Raw genomic sequence first — 16606 nt, 5'->3', positions numbered from 1 at the left:
AGATCGATGGTGGTCTGCGGCAGCCGCCCCGGGCTGGTGTGAGGGCGTCGGGAACGGGGTTCGAAGGCGGCGTCGCCTTCGAGGGTGTAACGGCGGATCAGTCGTGAGATCCAGCCTTGGGGGCGTGTCAGATGTTTTGTGTAGCTGTGGCTCCTGATGAATTGGAGCAGTATCGATGGATGTGACCACTGACGAGCCGATGTCGGGCGCTGATGCCATGGAGGCGTTGAAGTCTGCGGGTGTGTTGGATGATGTGTTAGCCAAGATCGATGCCGGTCAGTTGCAGTTGACCGGTGAGGGCGGGTTTCTGCCCGAGATGGTCAAAGCCGTTCTGGAGCGCGGGTTGGCCGCTGAGCTCACTGACCACCTGGGTTATGAGAAGGGTGATCCGGTCGGGCGTGAACTACCCAATGCTCGTAACGGGTTCACACCTAAGACCGTGGCCAGCGAGGTCGGTGACGTCGGGTTAGCGATCCCGCGCGATCGCGACGGGAGCTTCACTCCGACGCTGGTCCCTAAGGGTGCACGGCGCCTGGGCGGTCTGGACGACATGATCATCTCGCTTTACGCCGGCGGGATGACGATCCGCGATATTCAGCATCATCTGGCCACCACGATCGGCACCGAGCTTTCCCACGAGACGGTCTCCAAGATCACCGATGCAGTGCTCGAGGAGGTCATTCAGTGGCAGAAACGGCCGCTGGAGGAGCTCTATCCGATCGTCTATCTCGACGCGCTGGTGATCAAGATCCGTGACGGTCACCAGGTCAAGAACCGCGCCGCCCACATCGCCGTGGGTGTCGATCTCGATGGCATCCGCCACGTGCTGGGGATCTGGGTGACGGCCAACGAAGGCGCGAAGTTCTGGGCCGGGGTCTGTGCCGAGCTGGCCAATCGTGGGGTCAAGGACATCCTGATCGTGTGCACCGACGGGTTGAATGGGTTCGCCGAGGCTGTCGAGGCGACGTGGCCGCAGGCCACTGTGCAGACCTGCGTGGTGCATCTGATCCGCAATTCCATGCGGTTTGTCTCCTACGGAAAGCGCAAGGAGATCGCGGCGGCACTGAAGACCATCTACACCGCTCCCACCGCCGACGCGGCAGCCGAGGCGTTCGAGGAGTTCGCTAATTCGGCTCTGGGACAGTCGAATCCGACGACAGTGATCGCCTGGCGTAATGCCTGGGAGCGGTTCATCCCGTTCTTGGCGTTCCCGCCAGATCTGCGGCGAATCATCTACACCACCAACGCGATCGAATCGCTGAACTACCAGTTACGCAAGATCATCAAGAACCGCGGACACTTTCCCAGTGATCAGGCCGCGGTCAAGCTGCTGTGGCTGGCGATCTGCAACATCGAGGACAAACGCGCTCGAGAACGCCAGAAGTTCTACGACGACCCACTCAAGACCGGAGACCGCTCACGCACCAAGCGCCTCGTCGAGGGAGCACGCACCAACGGCTGGAAACAAGCACTAGGCGCACTGGCCCTGACCTACCCCGAACGAATCAACCCCTACCTGTAAACCAGCCACCTACACAGAAATCTTGACAAGCTCAGCCTTGGGAGACTCCGTAATCGCGGGCGACCTGCGACTGAGAGCGCCCCTCAATGAGTACAGCGGTGATGACCAGACGAGCCTTCGACACCAGCTGAAACTGGCCGACCACCTATTCCGATGTCTTGAGACATCCCATTCCGATGTCCTGAAACACCACACTGCCGGGGGCGCTTGCACGGACGCTTACGAAAGCCCCGCTGACTCGCGTAGCATCCCCGTCAGCGTTAGGGTTTGCTGGAAAATCCTGTCGGAAGAGGCAACACATGGCCGGGCCACGGACAAAGCCCGCGGTCAAGGTCGCGATCGGTGCCGCCGCCATCGGGGTGGCCACCAGCGTCGGATGCGTTGCAGCTACCCAACCTGCGTCCATCTCGGCATCCCTTGTCGATCTCACCGCCCTCATCGTCGTGGGCAGCTCGACACACCCCAGCGGAGCGGGTGTCGAGGACTTTTACGGCCGAAAGTTCCGCGACGATCCGACCTACACCGGACCTGATCTCGACGACATCGTCCACGTGAACTTCTGGGACGGCCCGGCCGGCATCCAGGCGGCTTTGGACGCCAACGCCGGCGAGGACAACGCCGTCATCGCGTCCGGCTGGGGCGCCGCGAACACGAGTTTGCTGCTGCTGAGGAACGACACCGATCTGAGCAGAACCGTGTTCATCCTCGACAACGACGTCGCCCGACCCGACGGAGGCTTCGGCACCCGGTATCCGTTGTTCGCGCTCATCGGTGTGAACCCGTACCCCACGCCGAGTCAGACCGGCGCGTTGAGAGTCGTCAACACCGGCTATGAGTACGACTACAACTCGAACGCCCCTGGGTACGTGCTCAACCCCTTCTCCGCTCTCAACTCGCTGGCCTCATGGTTCACGACACGTCTGAGTCAGGACGACGTCGACCTGCCCGTGGACGCCCAGGGCAGGCCGGTCGCCCCGGACGGCTCACCGCTCGACTGCGGGGCGAACACCTGCGCGTTCACCGACAACGGCGCCGTACTCGCTTGTCCCGACGCCAGGTGCGTCTCGCCGGTCGGCGACCGGATCAGCGCGTACGTCACGACGCGGGGCAACACCACGTACGTCACCTATACGGCCAGGGAGCTGCCGCTGACCACGTTGATCCGCGGCATCTTCGGTGACTACATCGCAAACGTCACTGCGCCGCTGCTGAAATGGGCGGTCGACTTCGGCTACTACGGCGGCAACCCGATTCCGTCGGACCCGAGCGCGTACCGCCCCGGCCGGTTCATTCCGTCGATCGGCGACATGCTGACGGCGTTGGTCAAACTTCCCGGCGCGATCCTGGAAACCATCGCGGCGATCTTTTCGCCGTTCCTGCCGAGGGCGGCGCAACCCGTGTCCGTAGCCAGACAGTCCGCGCCGCTCGACGAGATCGTCGGCGCGGCCACCGACTCGAATCCGGAGGGCCTCAACGCGCGGCAGATGCCGATCACGGGCGAGGGCCTTGACGCGGTGCCCGGCGGCGATCACGACGATGGCTCTGGGGACGACGGCACCGCCGGCGTCACCGATTCAGGACCGGAACCGCAGGACGACGATCAAGGCAGTGGCCAACAGACGGACCTCTCGCAGAACCAGCTGGCCGGCGGGGGAACCGGCACCGAGACGGGCTCGAGGGCCAGCATTACGAACACCGACACCGACAACACCGCTGTCGACACCGACACAGACCCAGACAAGGACGTCGACACGGATACGAACGCCGGCGCTGAGACAGGCACGGCCACCGGCAACGGCACCAACACCGGGACGACGTCGACCGGCACCGGCACGGGAACCAGCACTGGCACGAACGCCGGGTCCAACGACGCCGGGTCCAACGACGCCGGGTCCAACGACGCCGGGCCCAACGACGCCGGGCCCAACGACGCCGACAAGAACGACAAGGACAACGACAACAGCGATGCTGCGGCGGCATAGCGGGCGACCGCCCGCGCGATCCGGCTCCCGGAGCGCGCGCTGCTCGATAGACTCCACGTCGTGAAAACGAAGGTCGCAACGACAGCGGCCGCCGCACTAGTGGCGGTTGCGCTCGCCGCCCCGGCGTACGCGAGCCCGCCAAGCTACGGCAGTAACGGCGTGTTCAACGTCGCCACCAACCCGCGAGACGGGTGGGCGACGGCATTCATTCAGCCCGGTCGCTACCGAGTCGATCAGGCGCCGAGCATGTTCCCGTATCAAAGTGCGCCCGGATTCTGGTACCGGTGCAACAACTTCCCGTGCAGCCCCAGCTTTCCGGGCAACATCATCGCGTCAGGCCCCGCGGTCCGCGACGCTCCCACCTTCATGGACATCTTGCCTAGCGATGTCGCGGTGTCCCTGAACAACGTCACGTTGACGGTCGCCTGAACCGCCTCGCACGGCTGTCCGCCCTGGAACGCGCAGCGGCTCACCGCAATTCGTGATGACTGCCGGGCGGGTGGCCACAGCGTAGCCACCACTGTCGGTGGATTCGTCTCAATGAGGCAGCGTCAAGCGGCTGCGGGCTGACGAAGGAGCCGCGCACCACTGCTGCGCCAACGAAGTCCTGGTCCTCCGTGTAATCCGTGGTGACGACCACGGTGGCGACCCCCGCCGCGGTCGCCGCCCGCAGTCCGATCTCGGAATCCTCGATGGCAAGTACATTTTCAGGGCGCACATCGAGTTGCTCGAGCGCGCGTTGGTATGCGGCGGGGTCGGGCTTGAGTCGGGCGACGTCGTCGCCGGTCACCATGGTCTCGGCGACACCGTTGCCGAGGATCCTCGCTATCAATGGTTCCACCCAGGCGGCTCGCCCGGTGGTGGCGATGGCGATTCGAATCCCGTCGTCCACCAGACTGCTCACCAAATCGGTCAGTCCCGGTCTCGGCCAGACGCTCCCGGCAACGATGCGCGTCCGGAACAGCTCCGTCTTGGTTTCGTGGATTTCGGTGGCTAGTTCCCCCGCACGGTCGCCGAAGCCGCGTGCGCGCAGGTCCGCAGCGATTCGGTGTCGCCCGCCGGTGATCCGCAGGAGCCGTCCGTACTCCTGCGGACTCCAGGTGACGTCGAGACCGTGGGCAAGGAACGCATCGTTGAAAGCCGGCAAGTGGCCTTCGCGCTCGGTATCGGCGATGGTGCCGTCTACGTCGAAAATCACAGCCAGCAGATCCGGCGTCGGCAGCATCGGTCTCAACCATCACAGATCACGGCGAGACGATTCGGCTACTACCGTCATCCCATTGGGCGCCTTGCTGTCCGAGCGCCGTCAAGGCGGCATTGGCGACGGCCGACGCAGTCAAACCAAGGTGAGCGGCCACCTGCGGCCCCGGCCCACTTTCGCCGAATCGATCCAGGCCGATGACGTGGTCACGGTCTCGCGCGATGGCGCGCCATCCCGTCGTTGCGCCGGCTTCCGTCCAGACCACAGGGCAGTTGGGCAATGTCCCCGGATCGGCAGATAGCGCCGCCTCCAACCGGTCCCGCCACATCACTGACAACACCGCGGCCTCGACACCCCGCCCCGCGAGCAGGTCCGCCGCCTCCAGCGCCAGCGACACTTCCGACCCAGTGGCCGCGAGCACCACCCTCGTCTCGTTGAAATCGCCACGAACGATACGAAATCCGCGCTCGCGAACGTCTGACAATCCGTCCCCGCCGAGCGCGGGCACGCTCTGCCTCGTAAGCACCAACGCCGTGGGGCCCGAGAGGTTCTCCACAGCGATCTGCCAGGCCAACGCAGCCTCGGCGGAATCGGCGGGCCGTAACACCGTCACCCCGGGTATGAGTCGCAAGGATTCGATGTGCTCGATCGGCTGATGGGTCGGCCCGTCCTCGCCGACATGGATCGAGTCGTGCGTGAAGACGTATATGACGGGTTGGCCCATGAGCGCCGACAACCGCACGGCCGGACGCAGGTAGTCGGAGAAGACCAGGAATGTGCTTCCGAACGGGCGTAGGCCGCCGTGCAGCGAGATTCCGTTCATGACCGCGGCCATCGCGTGCTCTCGGATACCGAAGTGAATCGTCCGGCCGGCGTAGTCGCCCTCCCGCACATCCCCGCCCGGTATCGCGGTGTTGGTCGATCCCGCCAAGTCTGCGGATCCTCCTACGAGCGCCGGGTATTCGGCGGCGAGCGCGGTGAGAGCCGCGCCGGATGCTTGACGGGTCGCCATCTTGGCGGGCGACTCGAACAACCGCGCGAGGGCGTCGCAGTTTGACGGGGCGGGGACACGGTCGAGCGGAAAGTCCACTGCGAGCTGCGGATTGTCGGCGGTCCAATTCGCATATCTCTGAACCCAACTCAGGTGTGCGGCAGCGCCTTTGGCGCCCAGCTCCGCAGTAACAGACCGTAGCGTCGTCGGCACATGGAAGGGTGCTGACGGCCAGTCGAACTTCACCCGCATCGCCGCCAGGTTCTCCGCCCCCAGCGGGCTGCCGTGCACCTTCGACGTGCCTTCGACGCCTGGCGCGCCGTAACCGATGGTCGTGCGCACCTTGATGAATGTCGGAGCAGATTCCACCTCGCGTGCTTGAGCGAGCGCCCTGTCGATGGCACGCACATCGTTTCCGTCCTCCACCGACAGCGTGTGCCAGCCATAGGCTGCGAATCTGCCGAGTGCGTCGTCACCACAGCTGAGGTCCGCCGGTCCGTCGATCGTGATGTTGTTGTCGTCGAAGATGACAGTCAACCGGCCGAGGCCGAGTCGTCCGGCCAGCGACGCAGCCTCATGGCTGATGCCCTCCATCAGGTCGCCATCTCCGGCGAGCACCCACGTGCGATGGTCGACGACGCGGTGCTCGGCGTCGTTGCACCGGGCCGCGAGCATACGTTCGGCCAACGCCATACCGACCGCATTCGCCAAGCCTTGACCCAGCGGGCCGGTCGTAGTCTCCACTCCGGGGGTCATCCCGAACTCGGGATGTCCTGGGGTTCGCGATCCGAGCTGTCGGAAGTGCGCGAGGTCGTCCAGCGTCACGTCGTAGCCGAAGACGTGCAGCAGGGCGTACAACAACGCCGAACCGTGACCCGCCGACAGAACGAACCTGTCCCGGTCCGGCCAGCGGGGGTGCGCCGGATCATGACGTAGGTGACGCGACCACAGCGTCCACGCGACCGGCGCGGCACCGAGCGGCAGGCCCGGGTGGCCACTATTGGCCGACTGCACCGCATCGGCGGCCAAGAATCGCAGTGTGGTGATCGCCAGGCGGTCGACCTCATCGGTAAGCAGGTCCGCGCTCGTCGAGCTCGGTGCGATGCTCATCGCGACTCCATTCCGTCGGCGGCTGCACTGCGCAGCGCGGCCGTTCGTTCCTCGAGGGTGCCGTCACCGTTGAGCAGCGCCGAGCCCGCACAGAAGACATCCGCCCCCGCGATCGCTGCCCCGCCGATCGTCGCCCCGGCGATTCCACCGTCGACCTCGAGCTCGATATCGAGTCCGCGCGTGTCGATCTCGGCTCTGGCGGCGGCGATCTTGCGCTCCATCGAAGAGAGATACCGCTGACCGCCGAAGCCCGGATTCACCGTCATCACGAGCAGGAGGTCGACCAGATCGAGCACGCTGGTGACCGCCTCCAACGGGGTCGCAGGGTTCAGTGCGACACCCGCTCGTGCGCCGAGATCGGCGATGGCACCGAGGGTCCGGTGCAGATGCCGGGTCGCTTCGGCGTGCACGATGACGATCTCGCAGCCGGCTTCCACCCATCGAGACAGCATATGATCGGGATCGTCGACCATCAGGTGTGCCTCGAACCCCATTGATACGAGCCCGCGGTTTGCACTGATCACGTCCGGACCGAAGGTCAGGTTCGGCACGAACCGGCCGTCCATCACATCCCACTGGATCCGGTCGACGCCCGCCTTCTCCAGCCGCCTGACCTCTTGACCGAGCTCTGAGAAGTCCGCGGGCAGCACGGAAGCGACCAGCGTCGGCTCGCAGGTTTTCATCCAGCCTCCTTAGGGGTCGGCGGCGATGCTATGGACGGAAACGGGCCACCGGCTCCCCCCAGTACGGGGGATTGAGCGGGTTATATGTGTTCTCAGGGCCGAAAGTCCCACGACGACACCGGTATGGCGGCTCTATGGTGTCCGCATGACGACGACGGTCACCAGTCCGGTGCGACTTGTGTTGGTGGATGACCATGAGATGGTCATCGAGGGTTTGAAGGCGATGCTTGCCGGCTTCGGCAGCAAGGTGCGGGTGGTCGGCCAGGCTGTCGGTGTCGAGCGGGCGGTGAATGTCGTCGACAGTCTCGACCCCGACGTGGTGCTGTGCGACGTCCGGATGCAGGGCTCCAGCGGGCTCGACCTGTGCCTGGCTCTGCGGCAACGCAACCCTGATCGCAAGGTCGTGATGCTGTCGGTCTATGACGACGAGCAGTACCTCTTCCAGGCCATGCGGGTCGGCGCGTCCGGCTACCTGCTCAAGAGCATCAGCAGTGACGACCTGGTCCGCCAGCTCGAGCTGGTGCGCGACGGCGAAAGCGCGATCGACCCTGGCCTCGCTCTGCGTGCCGCCGACACTGCATCGCGGCTGCAGCGCGACGAGTTCTGGCCAGGCGCGCGACAGGGGTTGACCCAGCGGGAAAGCGAGATTCTGTCGTACATGGTGACCGGGCTTTCGAATCGCGGCATCGCGAACAAGCTGGTCATCGGCGATGAGACGGTCAAGAGCCACCTGCGGTCCATCTACCGCAAGCTCGGAGTGGCCGACCGAACGGCCGCCGTGGCCACCGCCCTGCGAGAAGGCATCTACCAGTGAGCAATACAACGTCCGTCCGGCATCTCGGCACCGCCGAACGCACAAACGGCGTGCGGGATCTCGTCGAGGCGGACAGCGAATTGGCACTGCTCCGTGAGCTGATTCAGGCGGCGTCACACGGGCCGGAGGTGGAACTGCTGGCCGCGGCTGCCGCGCGAATGATCACCCACGCGACCAACACAGACGTCTGCTTCGTGCATGTGCTCGACGACAGTGACCGTTCGCTGACCCTCGCTGGAGCGACACCGCCGTTCGACCGTGAAGTCGGTCGGGTTCGCATGCCGCTCGGCTCCGGCATCTCGGGCTGGGTCGCCAACCATCGGGAGCCGGTTGTCATCGTCGAGGACAAGGAGTCCGATCCTCGATACCTACCAATCGACGCGCTACGCGATTCGCGCTTTACGTCGATGGTTTCGGTACCGATGGAGACCGACCCCGGCGGACTGGTCGGCGAGCTGACAGTGCACACGTTCGAACGCCGTGAATTCACGGCACGAGATGTGGAACTGCTGTTGGTGATCGGGCGTCTCATCGCGGGTGCGCTGCATCAAGCGCGGCTGCATCGTCAACTGGTCGGGCGGGAACGCGCGCACGAGAACTTCGTCGAGCAGGTGATCGAGGCTCAGGAAATCGAAAGACGGCGTCTGGCAGGCGATATCCACGACGGGATCTCCCAGCGGTTGATCACGTTGTCCTACCGCCTCGATGCCGCAGCCCAGGCCGTCGTCGACGATCCGAGCGAGGCATCGGTACAGCTGGCCGCCGCCCGCGAACTGGTAGATCTGACACTGCAAGAAGCGCGCGCAGCTATCGGCGGGCTGCGGCCGCCGGTACTCGACGATCTAGGCCTAGCAGGCGGACTGGCGAGCCTCGCCCGATCCATCCCCCAGCTGCGTCTCGAGGTGGAGCTGACCGAGGCTCGCTTACCCGAACACATCGAGATCGCGCTGTACCGCATCGCGCAGGAATGTCTGCAGAATGTCGTGAAACACGCGGGGGCTACGGTGGCGCGGCTCACCTTCTCGGTCCAGGACGAGACCGCCCAGCTCGAAATCGTCGATGACGGAGTCGGATTCGACACCTTGCAGCATCCACTCGGTCTGGACGAAACAGGTGGCTACGGGCTGCTGTCGATGTCCGAGCGGGCTGAGCTCGTCGGCGGCCGGCTGCATATCCGTTCGCGGCCCGGCTCGGGAACCGCCGTGACCGCGACTATTCCTCTGCCGCAGACGCGGGACTAGATCGCACCCGTTTCTCGACCTCGACGAGCGCCTGTTGCAGAGCGTGCAGATCATCGGTTCCTACACTCTCCACAAAGTGGACGAGCGCGGACGTGCGATCCCTCGAATCGTCCACCTGATGCAGCACGTCGACCATCAGGCCGGCCACCAACTCGTCGCGACCGTGCACTGCCGCATACCGGTGGGCTCGATCGCCGCGGTGCTGTGCCACCAGACCTTTGTCAGCGAGCCGCCGAAGTACCGTCATGACGGTCGTGTATGCGAGTGCACGAGGCGGTGACACCACCGCATGCACCTGCCGGACGGTCTGCGGTTCCGTTGCGCTCCAGAGGTGTTCCATCACCCGACGCTCGAGCTCGCCTAGCAGCCTCCACTTGGCCATGTCGCTCTCCTCTGCCGACGAGACCCGCGCCCGATCGGAGAAACGTATCGGCGGCGCCTGCCGGCGTCGTCACCCAGGAGGAGGACCGGCCGGGGGATTAATAAACCATTCACTTCACATTCCACACCTTATTCCCAATAGACATGTTCAGTGTTTGGTGGCAGCATTCACGCCATGACAGAAGGACGCGGCGGCTGCGCGGACACTGAGGCGGTCATCGGCACATGACGCAGTCAATGGCCGAAACATCGCGTCGCTCTTTTGGTTTCAAGCCTAACCAACTGGAAGCACCGACGATCGACGAGCCGGGTGAGGTGTTGCTGGCACCTGATGCGACGGTTGATCTCGCTGCTGCCCGCCGAGAAACGGGTGTCGACGACGTGCTGTCGAAACTCGATTCGGAACTCGTGGGCCTGGCGCCCGTGAAGACCCGAATCGCGGAGATCGCTGCGCTGCTGCTCGTCGATCGGATACGTGCACGCTATGGCATCAGCGCGCCGCAGCCCACGTTGCACATGTGCTTCACGGGCAATCCCGGGACCGGCAAGACCACCGTGGCGTTGAGGATGGCCGACGTGCTGCATCGGCTCGGGTATCTGCGCCGCGGCCATCTCGTCAGCGTCACCCGCGACGATCTCGTCGGCGAGTACATCGGGCACACCGCGCCCAAGACCAAGGAAGTGATCAAGAGGGCGATGGGCGGCGTGCTGTTCATCGACGAGGCCTATTACTTGTACAAGGTCGAGAACGAACGCGACTACGGCTCTGAGGCGATCGAGATCCTGTTGCAGGTGATGGAGAACAACCGCGATGACCTCGTCGTGATCTTCGCCGGATACGCGGACAAGATGGACCAGTTCTTCTCCGCGAACCCCGGGATGCAGAGCCGCGTCGCCCATCACGTCGACTTTCCGGACTACTCCATCGACGAACTCGAGCAGATCGCGGTGCTGATGGCCGAGGACCTCGGCTACACCCTGTCCGCCGACGGGCGGGTTGCGCTGCGGGAGTACCTGCATCTGCGCATCGACCAACCGTGGTTCGCCAATGCTCGCAGTGTCCGGAATGCCATGGAGCGAGCGCGATTACGACACGCTCGGCGCTTGGTGGCCCAGACCGATTCGCGGGTCGATCTTGCCGCGCTGACCACCATCGAGGCCGCCGATCTGCTCGCCAGCCGAGTCTTCGGCGAAGACGCGAAGAAGTCATCGGCGTGACCACCAACGCCCGCCTCCGGGCGCTCGTCGAGCTTGCCGACACCGGGTCCGTTCGCGGCGCGGCGGAACGTCTGGTGGTGACCGAGTCGGCCATCTCGTCGGCATTGAGCAGCCTGAGCACAGAGGTCGGTGTCCCTCTCGTGGACCGGCATGGCCGCGGTGTCCGGTTGACACCGGCGGGCCAACGCTACGTCGACTACGCCAGAAGGATTCTCGGACTTCACCACGAAGCCGTCATGGCTGCACGTGGCGAGGTCGATCCCGAGAACGGGTCCATCCGGCTGGCCGCGGTGACGACCGCGGGCGAACTCCTGATCCCCTCGCTGCTCGCATCGTTCATCGCGAAGTACCCGAGCGTCGACTGCAAGCTCGTCGTCGCGTCACGAAATGCGGTCTGGCCCATGCTCGCCAACCACGATGCCGATGTGGTGGTCGCGGGCCGGCCGCCCGCAGAGCTCGACCAGGTTCAGGTCAGGGCGGTCAGCCCCAATGCCCTCGTTGTGGTGGCACCTCCCGAAACCGCTCGCCGCTTCGATCCGGCGAAAACCACCTGGCTGCTGCGCGAATCCGGTTCGGGCACAAGGGCCAGCATGATGGCATTACTCGAGGAGATCGAGGCTCAACCGCCACAGATGATTCTGGGTTCGCACGGCGCGGTGGTAGCGGCTGCGGTCGCCGGCCTCGGAGTGACGCTTGTCTCGCGACAAGCGGTACGTCGTGAACTGGAGGCCGGTACCTTGGTCGAAGTCGAGGTGCCCGGCACCCCGCTGGAACGCCCGTGGCACGTCGTCACCCAGTCGCCCTGCACGGGAACGACCGAACTGTTGATCTCCCATCTGCTCGCCCATCGCGAGCTCGGTTGGCGATCCGCTGCCTAAGCCACCCAACAAGCCCCCCAGAAGGGGGATGGTTGCGCGCTGTCACAGGAATAGCTCTTCAGGTAGCTCTACACCTAGGAGGAGACGTGGCAGACACACACGATCCCATCGACCATTTCCGCACCACTCACCAGCATGCCGGTGAATCCTTCATCGATATCTACTGCTGGCCAGGACTGCTGTCCATTGCGCTGGGTGTCATCTCCCTCATGGGCGGTGTCGCCGCGGCCGCATACCGGCACCATGACATGGTGCTCACCACGGGGATCGTCGGTGCGCTCGCCATCGCGGGTGGTATCGCTTGGCTCGTGGTCGAACATCACCGCGTGCTGCGAATCGAACAGCATTGGCTGGCTGAACATCCCGAATGCCGGGCGGCGCATCGTCCCGAGTTGACGCGCCGGCGCGACCCGGTGCTGCTAAACAAGCATTCTGTCGCGCAGTAGCGGCAGTACCTCGGCCCGCAGCTCAAGCGGGTCGACGGGGTGCGACACCACCGCGTCGGCCCGCGACCAGCAGGCTAGCCATGCGTCGTCGGGCCGCGCGGTGATGACGACGATCGGCAGGTACTGCAGCAGTTCGTCTTTCAACTGCTTGGCCAGACCGATCCCACCGCATGGCGTCGCCTCGCCGTCGAGTATGGCTAGGTCGATCGAGCCCGTGGCCGTTATGCGGAGAACAGCCGCGGCCGTTGCCGCCTCGACGAAATCCAGTGGGGCGACCGCACTGTCAGGCAATCGACCCAGCGCACTTTGGATTCGTGTTCGTACGTCGGCGTTGCTGCTGTAGACCAGAACCCGCAGCGGCGTGAAGAGACTCGCGCTCTTTGCTTCTTGAATCACGTAGCGGATCGTAACGATTTGGCCCCAGTGCGTGAATCCCCTTGCTCCTCCCCCTATTCGGGGTGCTGAACGACCACGGTATTCGTCACCGTGGAGATTGCCCATTCGTCACCGGAAGGCCGAAACGTGAACGCCTTTACCCCGATCCTGGTGCTCGGCGCGGTCGCGGCTGCCTTCGCGGTCGTGTCGGTCACGATTGCGGTGGTGGTCGGTCCGCGGCGGTTCAACCGGGCCAAGCTGGGTGCCTATGAGTGCGGCATCGAGCCGCTGAGCAATCACACCGTTTCGACACAACGGTTTCCGGTCCGCTACTACGTGACGGCGATGTTGTTCATCATCTTCGACATCGAGATCGTCTTCCTCTACCCGTGGGCGGTCGCATTCGACAATCTCGGACTGTGTGCGCTGGTAGAGATGCTGCTCTTCATGGTGGTGGTGTTTGTGGCCTACGCCTATGTCTGGCGGCGGGGAGGTCTGTCATGGGAATAGAGGAGAAGCTGCCCGGCGGGATCCTGCTCTCGACGGTGGAGAAGGTCGCTGGCTATATCCGCAAAGGCTCGCTGTGGCCGGCAACGTTCGGGCTGGCCTGCTGCGCGATCGAGATGATGGCCACCGCGGGACCGCGGTTCGACATCTCACGCTTCGGCATGGAGCGGTTCTCGGCGACCCCGCGGCAGGCCGATCTGATGATCGTCGCCGGCCGGGTCAGCCAGAAGATGGCCCCGGTGCTGCGCCAGATCTACGACCAGATGACCGAGCCCAAATGGGTGCTGTCGATGGGGGTGTGTGCCTCCTCGGGCGGGATGTTCAATAACTACGCGATCGTCCAAGGCGTCGACCACATCGTCCCGGTCGACATCTACCTGCCCGGCTGCCCGCCCCGACCGGAGATGCTGCTGCACGCAATCCTCAAGCTGCACGACAAGATTCAAGAGATGCCGTTGGGCGTTCACCGCGAAGAAGCCGTCCGCGAAGCTGAAACCGCTGCATTGGCCGCCACGCCGACACTTCAGCTCGAATGGTCGGCGCGATGAGTGTCAACGGTGCGCGCCGCGGCATGTTCGGGGTGACGGGGAGCGGTGACACGACCGGCTACGGCAGATTGGTGCGCCTAATACCGTTGGCGAACAATGTCTCCCGCCCGTTGGGGGGCTATTTCGACGACGTCGTCGACACCTTAGAAGCCGCGCTCGGTGAGGACGGCTACGCCGAATCGATCGAGCGGGTGGTGGTCTACCGCGACGAGCTGACGTTGGAGGTCGACCGCACGCAGTTGCCCGCCGTGGCGCAGGCGCTGCGCGATGATCCCGGGTTGCGGTTCGAATTGTGTCTGGGAGTCAGCGGGGTGCATTACCCCGAGGACACCGGCCGCGAGCTGCACGCGGTGTATCCGTTGATGTCGATCACCCACAACCGCCGCATCCGGGTGGAAGTGGCCACCCCTGACGCCGACCCGCACATCCCATCGCTGTACGGGGTGTATCCGACCGTGGACTGGCACGAACGCGAAACCTACGACTTCTTCGGGATCATCTTCGACGGCCATCCCGCCCTGACGCGCATCGAAATGCCCGACGACTGGGTGGGACACCCGCAACGCAAGGACTACCCGTTGGGCGGGATCGCGGTGCAATACCACGGCGCCGAGATCCCGCCACCGGACCAACGGAGGGCCTACAACTGATGAATTCAGCTGACACCCCGACCAATCCCTTTGGATCGGGCGGTACCGAAACCGTGGTCGTCGTCGGCGGGCAGGACTGGGATCAGGTCGTCGAGGCCGCCAAGCACAACGCCGCCGCACACGCCGGTGAACGCATCGTGGTGAATATGGGTCCGCAGCATCCGTCCACCCATGGGGTGTTGCGGTTGATTCTGGAGATCGAGGGCGAGACGATCGTCGAGATCCGCTGCGGGATCGGCTATCTACACACCGGCATCGAGAAAAACCTCGAATTCCGCACCTGGACCCAGGGGGTCACCTTCGTGACCCGCATGGACTACCTGTCGCCGCTGTTCAACGAAACCGTCTACTGCCTGGCGGTGGAGAAACTGCTCGGCGTCACCGACGACATCCCCGAACGCGCCAACGTCATCCGCGTGATGATGATGGAACTCAACCGCATCTCCAGCCACCTGGTCGCGCTGGCCACCGGCGGCATGGAACTGGGCTCCATGGGCGCGATGTTCTACGGCTTCCGCGAACGCGAACAAATCCTGTCGATCTTCGAAACCATCACCGGGCTACGGATGAACAACGCCTACATCCGCCCCGGCGGCGTATCGATGGATCTGCCCGACGAAGCCATCCCCCAACTACGCCACATGCTCGAGCTGATGCCCAAACGGCTCAAAGACCTCGAGGACCTGCTGAGCGAGAACCTGATCTGGAAAGCCCGCACCCAAGGCATCGGCTACCTGGATCTGACCGGCTGTATCGCGCTGGGAGTCACCGGGCCGGTGCTGCGCTCTACCGGGCTGCCCCACGATCTGCGCAAGGCCCAACCGTACTGCGGATATGAAACCTACGACTTCGACGTCATCACCGACGACGCATGTGACTCCTACGGCCGGTATCTGATCCGGGTCAAAGAACTACACGAGTCGCTGAAGATCATCGCCCAGTGCGTGGACCGCTTGGATGTGCCCAACCCGGGGCCGGTGATGATCGAAGACAAGAAACTGGCCTGGCCGGCAGATCTCAAACTCGGCCCCGACGGGCTGGGTAACTCCCCCGAACACATCGCCAAAATCATGGGCCACTCCATGGAAGGACTGATCCACCACTTCAAACTCGTCACCGAAGGCATCCGCGTCCCACCCGGACAGGTCTACGCCGCCATCGAATCCCCACGCGGCGAACTCGGGGTGCACATGGTCTCCGACGGCGGCACCCGCCCCTACCGCGTGCACTACCGCGACCCCTCCTTCAACAACCTCCAAGCCGTGGCCGCCATGTGCGAAGGCGCCATGGTCGCCGACGCCATCACCGCCGTCGCATCCATCGACCCCGTCATGGGAGGCGTCGACCGATGACCATATTCCTTCCACTGAACCCGAAACCTGAAGAGCCGCAGGATGACAGCTATCCAGCGGAGACCCTGGCCCGGTTGGAGGACGAAGCGCGCGAAATCATCGCCGGCTATCCTCAAGCCCGCTCGGCGTTGCTGCCGCTGCTGCACCTGGTGCAATCCGAAGACGGTTACCTGACCGCAGCGGGAGTCAACTTCTGCAGTGAGCTGCTCGGGCTTACCGGCGCGGAAGTCGCTGCGGTGGCGACGTTTTACTCGATGTACCGTCGCACGCCGACCGGTGAATACCTGGTCGGGGTGTGCACCAACACCCTGTGCGCCATCATGGGCGGCGACGCGATCCTCGACACACTACAAGAGCACCTGGGTGTGCATGCCGGCCAAACCACCCCCGACGGCCGCGTCACCCTCGAACACATCGAATGCAACGCCGCCTGCGACTACGCACCCGTCGTCATGGTCAACTGGGAATTCTTCGACAACCAAACACCCACCTCCGCCCGAGACCTCGTCGACGCACTACGCGAAGGCCGACCACCCGTGCCCACCCGCGGCGCACCCCTGTGCACATTCAAGGAAACCGCGAGAGTCCTTGCTGGCCTGCCCGACGACCGACTCGATTCCAGTGGCGCGGGCGCGGCCACCTTGGCAGGACTGCACGTCGCTCACGAAAAGGGCATGGCTGCAAGCGGTGTGGAAGGCGAGGACTGA

The 16606-nt window shown here is 64.4% G+C and carries 17 protein-coding genes and 1 pseudogene; 13 read left to right on the top strand and 5 right to left on the bottom strand.

Annotation, left to right across the window (positions count from 1 at the left end):
- Positions 1-131 precede the first annotated feature (131 nt).
- The 3 genes and pseudogenes from G6N43_RS12475 to G6N43_RS12465 all read left to right on the top strand — a co-directional run bounded on the left by G6N43_RS12475 (position 132) and on the right by G6N43_RS12465 (position 3933).
- Positions 132-1522, top strand: a pseudogene (locus tag G6N43_RS12475) (IS256 family transposase).
- A 299-nt stretch (positions 1523-1821) separates the two neighbouring features.
- On the top strand, positions 1822-3504 hold the full coding sequence (locus G6N43_RS12470; RefSeq protein ID WP_110810442.1) for an alpha/beta hydrolase family protein: 1683 nt from the start codon (positions 1822-1824) through the stop codon (positions 3502-3504).
- 60 nt (positions 3505-3564) lie between these two features.
- Positions 3565-3933, top strand: a complete 369-nt coding sequence (locus G6N43_RS12465; protein WP_083153452.1) for a hypothetical protein — start codon at positions 3565-3567, stop codon at positions 3931-3933.
- A 40-nt stretch (positions 3934-3973) separates the two neighbouring features.
- Here the strand turns inward: G6N43_RS12465 and G6N43_RS12460 are convergent, their stop codons facing one another.
- From G6N43_RS12460 to rpe, 3 genes are read right to left on the bottom strand one after another with little or no spacing between them, the layout of a single operon-like run.
- On the bottom strand, positions 3974-4729 hold the full coding sequence (locus tag G6N43_RS12460; protein WP_083153450.1) for an HAD-IA family hydrolase: 756 nt from the start codon (positions 4727-4729) through the stop codon (positions 3974-3976).
- A gap of 19 nt (positions 4730-4748) precedes the next feature.
- Entirely contained in the window at positions 4749-6806 is a 2058-nt protein-coding gene (gene tkt / locus G6N43_RS12455) for a transketolase (RefSeq protein WP_083153448.1), read from the bottom strand.
- Entirely contained in the window at positions 6803-7489 is a 687-nt protein-coding gene (gene rpe, locus G6N43_RS12450; RefSeq protein WP_083153447.1) for a ribulose-phosphate 3-epimerase, read from the bottom strand. The genes tkt and rpe overlap by 4 nt, the downstream gene beginning before the upstream one ends.
- 145 nt (positions 7490-7634) lie before the next feature.
- Between rpe and G6N43_RS12445 the strand changes: the two genes are divergently transcribed.
- Entirely contained in the window at positions 7635-8303 is a 669-nt protein-coding gene (locus G6N43_RS12445) for a response regulator (RefSeq protein WP_083153445.1), read from the top strand.
- Positions 8304-8353: 50 nt separating this feature from the next.
- Positions 8354-9544, top strand: coding sequence for a GAF domain-containing sensor histidine kinase (locus G6N43_RS12440; protein ID WP_083153509.1), 1191 nt, complete (start codon positions 8354-8356; stop codon positions 9542-9544).
- Here G6N43_RS12440 and G6N43_RS12435 read toward each other — a convergent pair.
- The gene (locus G6N43_RS12435) at positions 9516-9926 is read right to left on the bottom strand and encodes a BlaI/MecI/CopY family transcriptional regulator (protein ID WP_083153443.1); all 411 of its coding nucleotides are present in this window, start codon (positions 9924-9926) and stop codon (positions 9516-9518) included. The genes G6N43_RS12440 and G6N43_RS12435 overlap by 29 nt on opposite strands.
- Positions 9927-10150: 224 nt before the next feature.
- On the opposite strand from G6N43_RS12435, the gene cbbX reads away from it, so the two are divergent.
- The 3 genes from cbbX to usfY all read left to right on the top strand — a co-directional run bounded on the left by cbbX (position 10151) and on the right by usfY (position 12467).
- Positions 10151-11143 carry a CbbX protein gene (cbbX, locus tag G6N43_RS12430; protein ID WP_083153441.1) on the top strand — a complete coding sequence of 331 codons (993 nt, stop codon included), beginning with the start codon at positions 10151-10153 and terminating at the stop codon, positions 11141-11143.
- Positions 11140-12021 carry a LysR substrate-binding domain-containing protein gene (locus G6N43_RS12425; protein ID WP_083153439.1) on the top strand — a complete coding sequence of 294 codons (882 nt, stop codon included), beginning with the start codon at positions 11140-11142 and terminating at the stop codon, positions 12019-12021. Before cbbX ends, G6N43_RS12425 begins: the two co-directional genes overlap by 4 nt.
- Positions 12022-12107: 86 nt before the next feature.
- Positions 12108-12467 (top strand): protein UsfY, encoded by a 360-nt coding sequence (usfY, locus tag G6N43_RS12420; RefSeq protein ID WP_083153437.1) that lies wholly within the window; start codon positions 12108-12110, stop codon positions 12465-12467.
- On the opposite strand, the gene G6N43_RS12415 is transcribed toward usfY, so the two are convergent.
- Positions 12441-12863, bottom strand: a complete 423-nt coding sequence (locus tag G6N43_RS12415; protein ID WP_163658078.1) for a PleD family two-component system response regulator — start codon at positions 12861-12863, stop codon at positions 12441-12443. The genes usfY and G6N43_RS12415 overlap by 27 nt on opposite strands.
- Before the next feature lie 126 nt (positions 12864-12989).
- Between G6N43_RS12415 and G6N43_RS12410 the strand changes: the two genes are divergently transcribed.
- Genes G6N43_RS12410 through nuoE form a run of 5 tightly spaced genes read left to right on the top strand, consistent with a single transcriptional unit; the run spans position 12990 to position 16606 of the window.
- Positions 12990-13352 carry an NADH-quinone oxidoreductase subunit A gene (locus G6N43_RS12410; protein ID WP_083153505.1) on the top strand — a complete coding sequence of 121 codons (363 nt, stop codon included), beginning with the start codon at positions 12990-12992 and terminating at the stop codon, positions 13350-13352.
- Positions 13343-13897, top strand: coding sequence for a NuoB/complex I 20 kDa subunit family protein (locus G6N43_RS12405; RefSeq protein WP_083153435.1), 555 nt, complete (start codon positions 13343-13345; stop codon positions 13895-13897). Before G6N43_RS12410 ends, G6N43_RS12405 begins: the two co-directional genes overlap by 10 nt.
- Positions 13894-14547 (top strand): NADH-quinone oxidoreductase subunit C, encoded by a 654-nt coding sequence (locus G6N43_RS12400; protein WP_234810145.1) that lies wholly within the window; start codon positions 13894-13896, stop codon positions 14545-14547. The genes G6N43_RS12405 and G6N43_RS12400 overlap by 4 nt, the downstream gene beginning before the upstream one ends.
- A complete protein-coding gene (locus G6N43_RS12395) occupies positions 14547-15899 on the top strand; it encodes an NADH-quinone oxidoreductase subunit D (protein ID WP_083153431.1) in 1353 nt (450 codons plus the stop codon). Before G6N43_RS12400 ends, G6N43_RS12395 begins: the two co-directional genes overlap by 1 nt.
- Positions 15896-16606, top strand: coding sequence for an NADH-quinone oxidoreductase subunit NuoE (gene nuoE / locus G6N43_RS12390; protein WP_083153429.1), 711 nt, complete (start codon positions 15896-15898; stop codon positions 16604-16606). Before G6N43_RS12395 ends, nuoE begins: the two co-directional genes overlap by 4 nt.

The organism is Mycolicibacterium moriokaense (assembly GCF_010726085.1).
In the GTDB taxonomy this organism is placed as follows: Bacteria; Actinomycetota; Actinomycetes; order Mycobacteriales; family Mycobacteriaceae; genus Mycobacterium; species Mycobacterium moriokaense.
The sequence above is the reverse complement of the archived record's forward strand: the minus strand, read 5'-3'. Positions and strand labels throughout refer to the sequence as shown.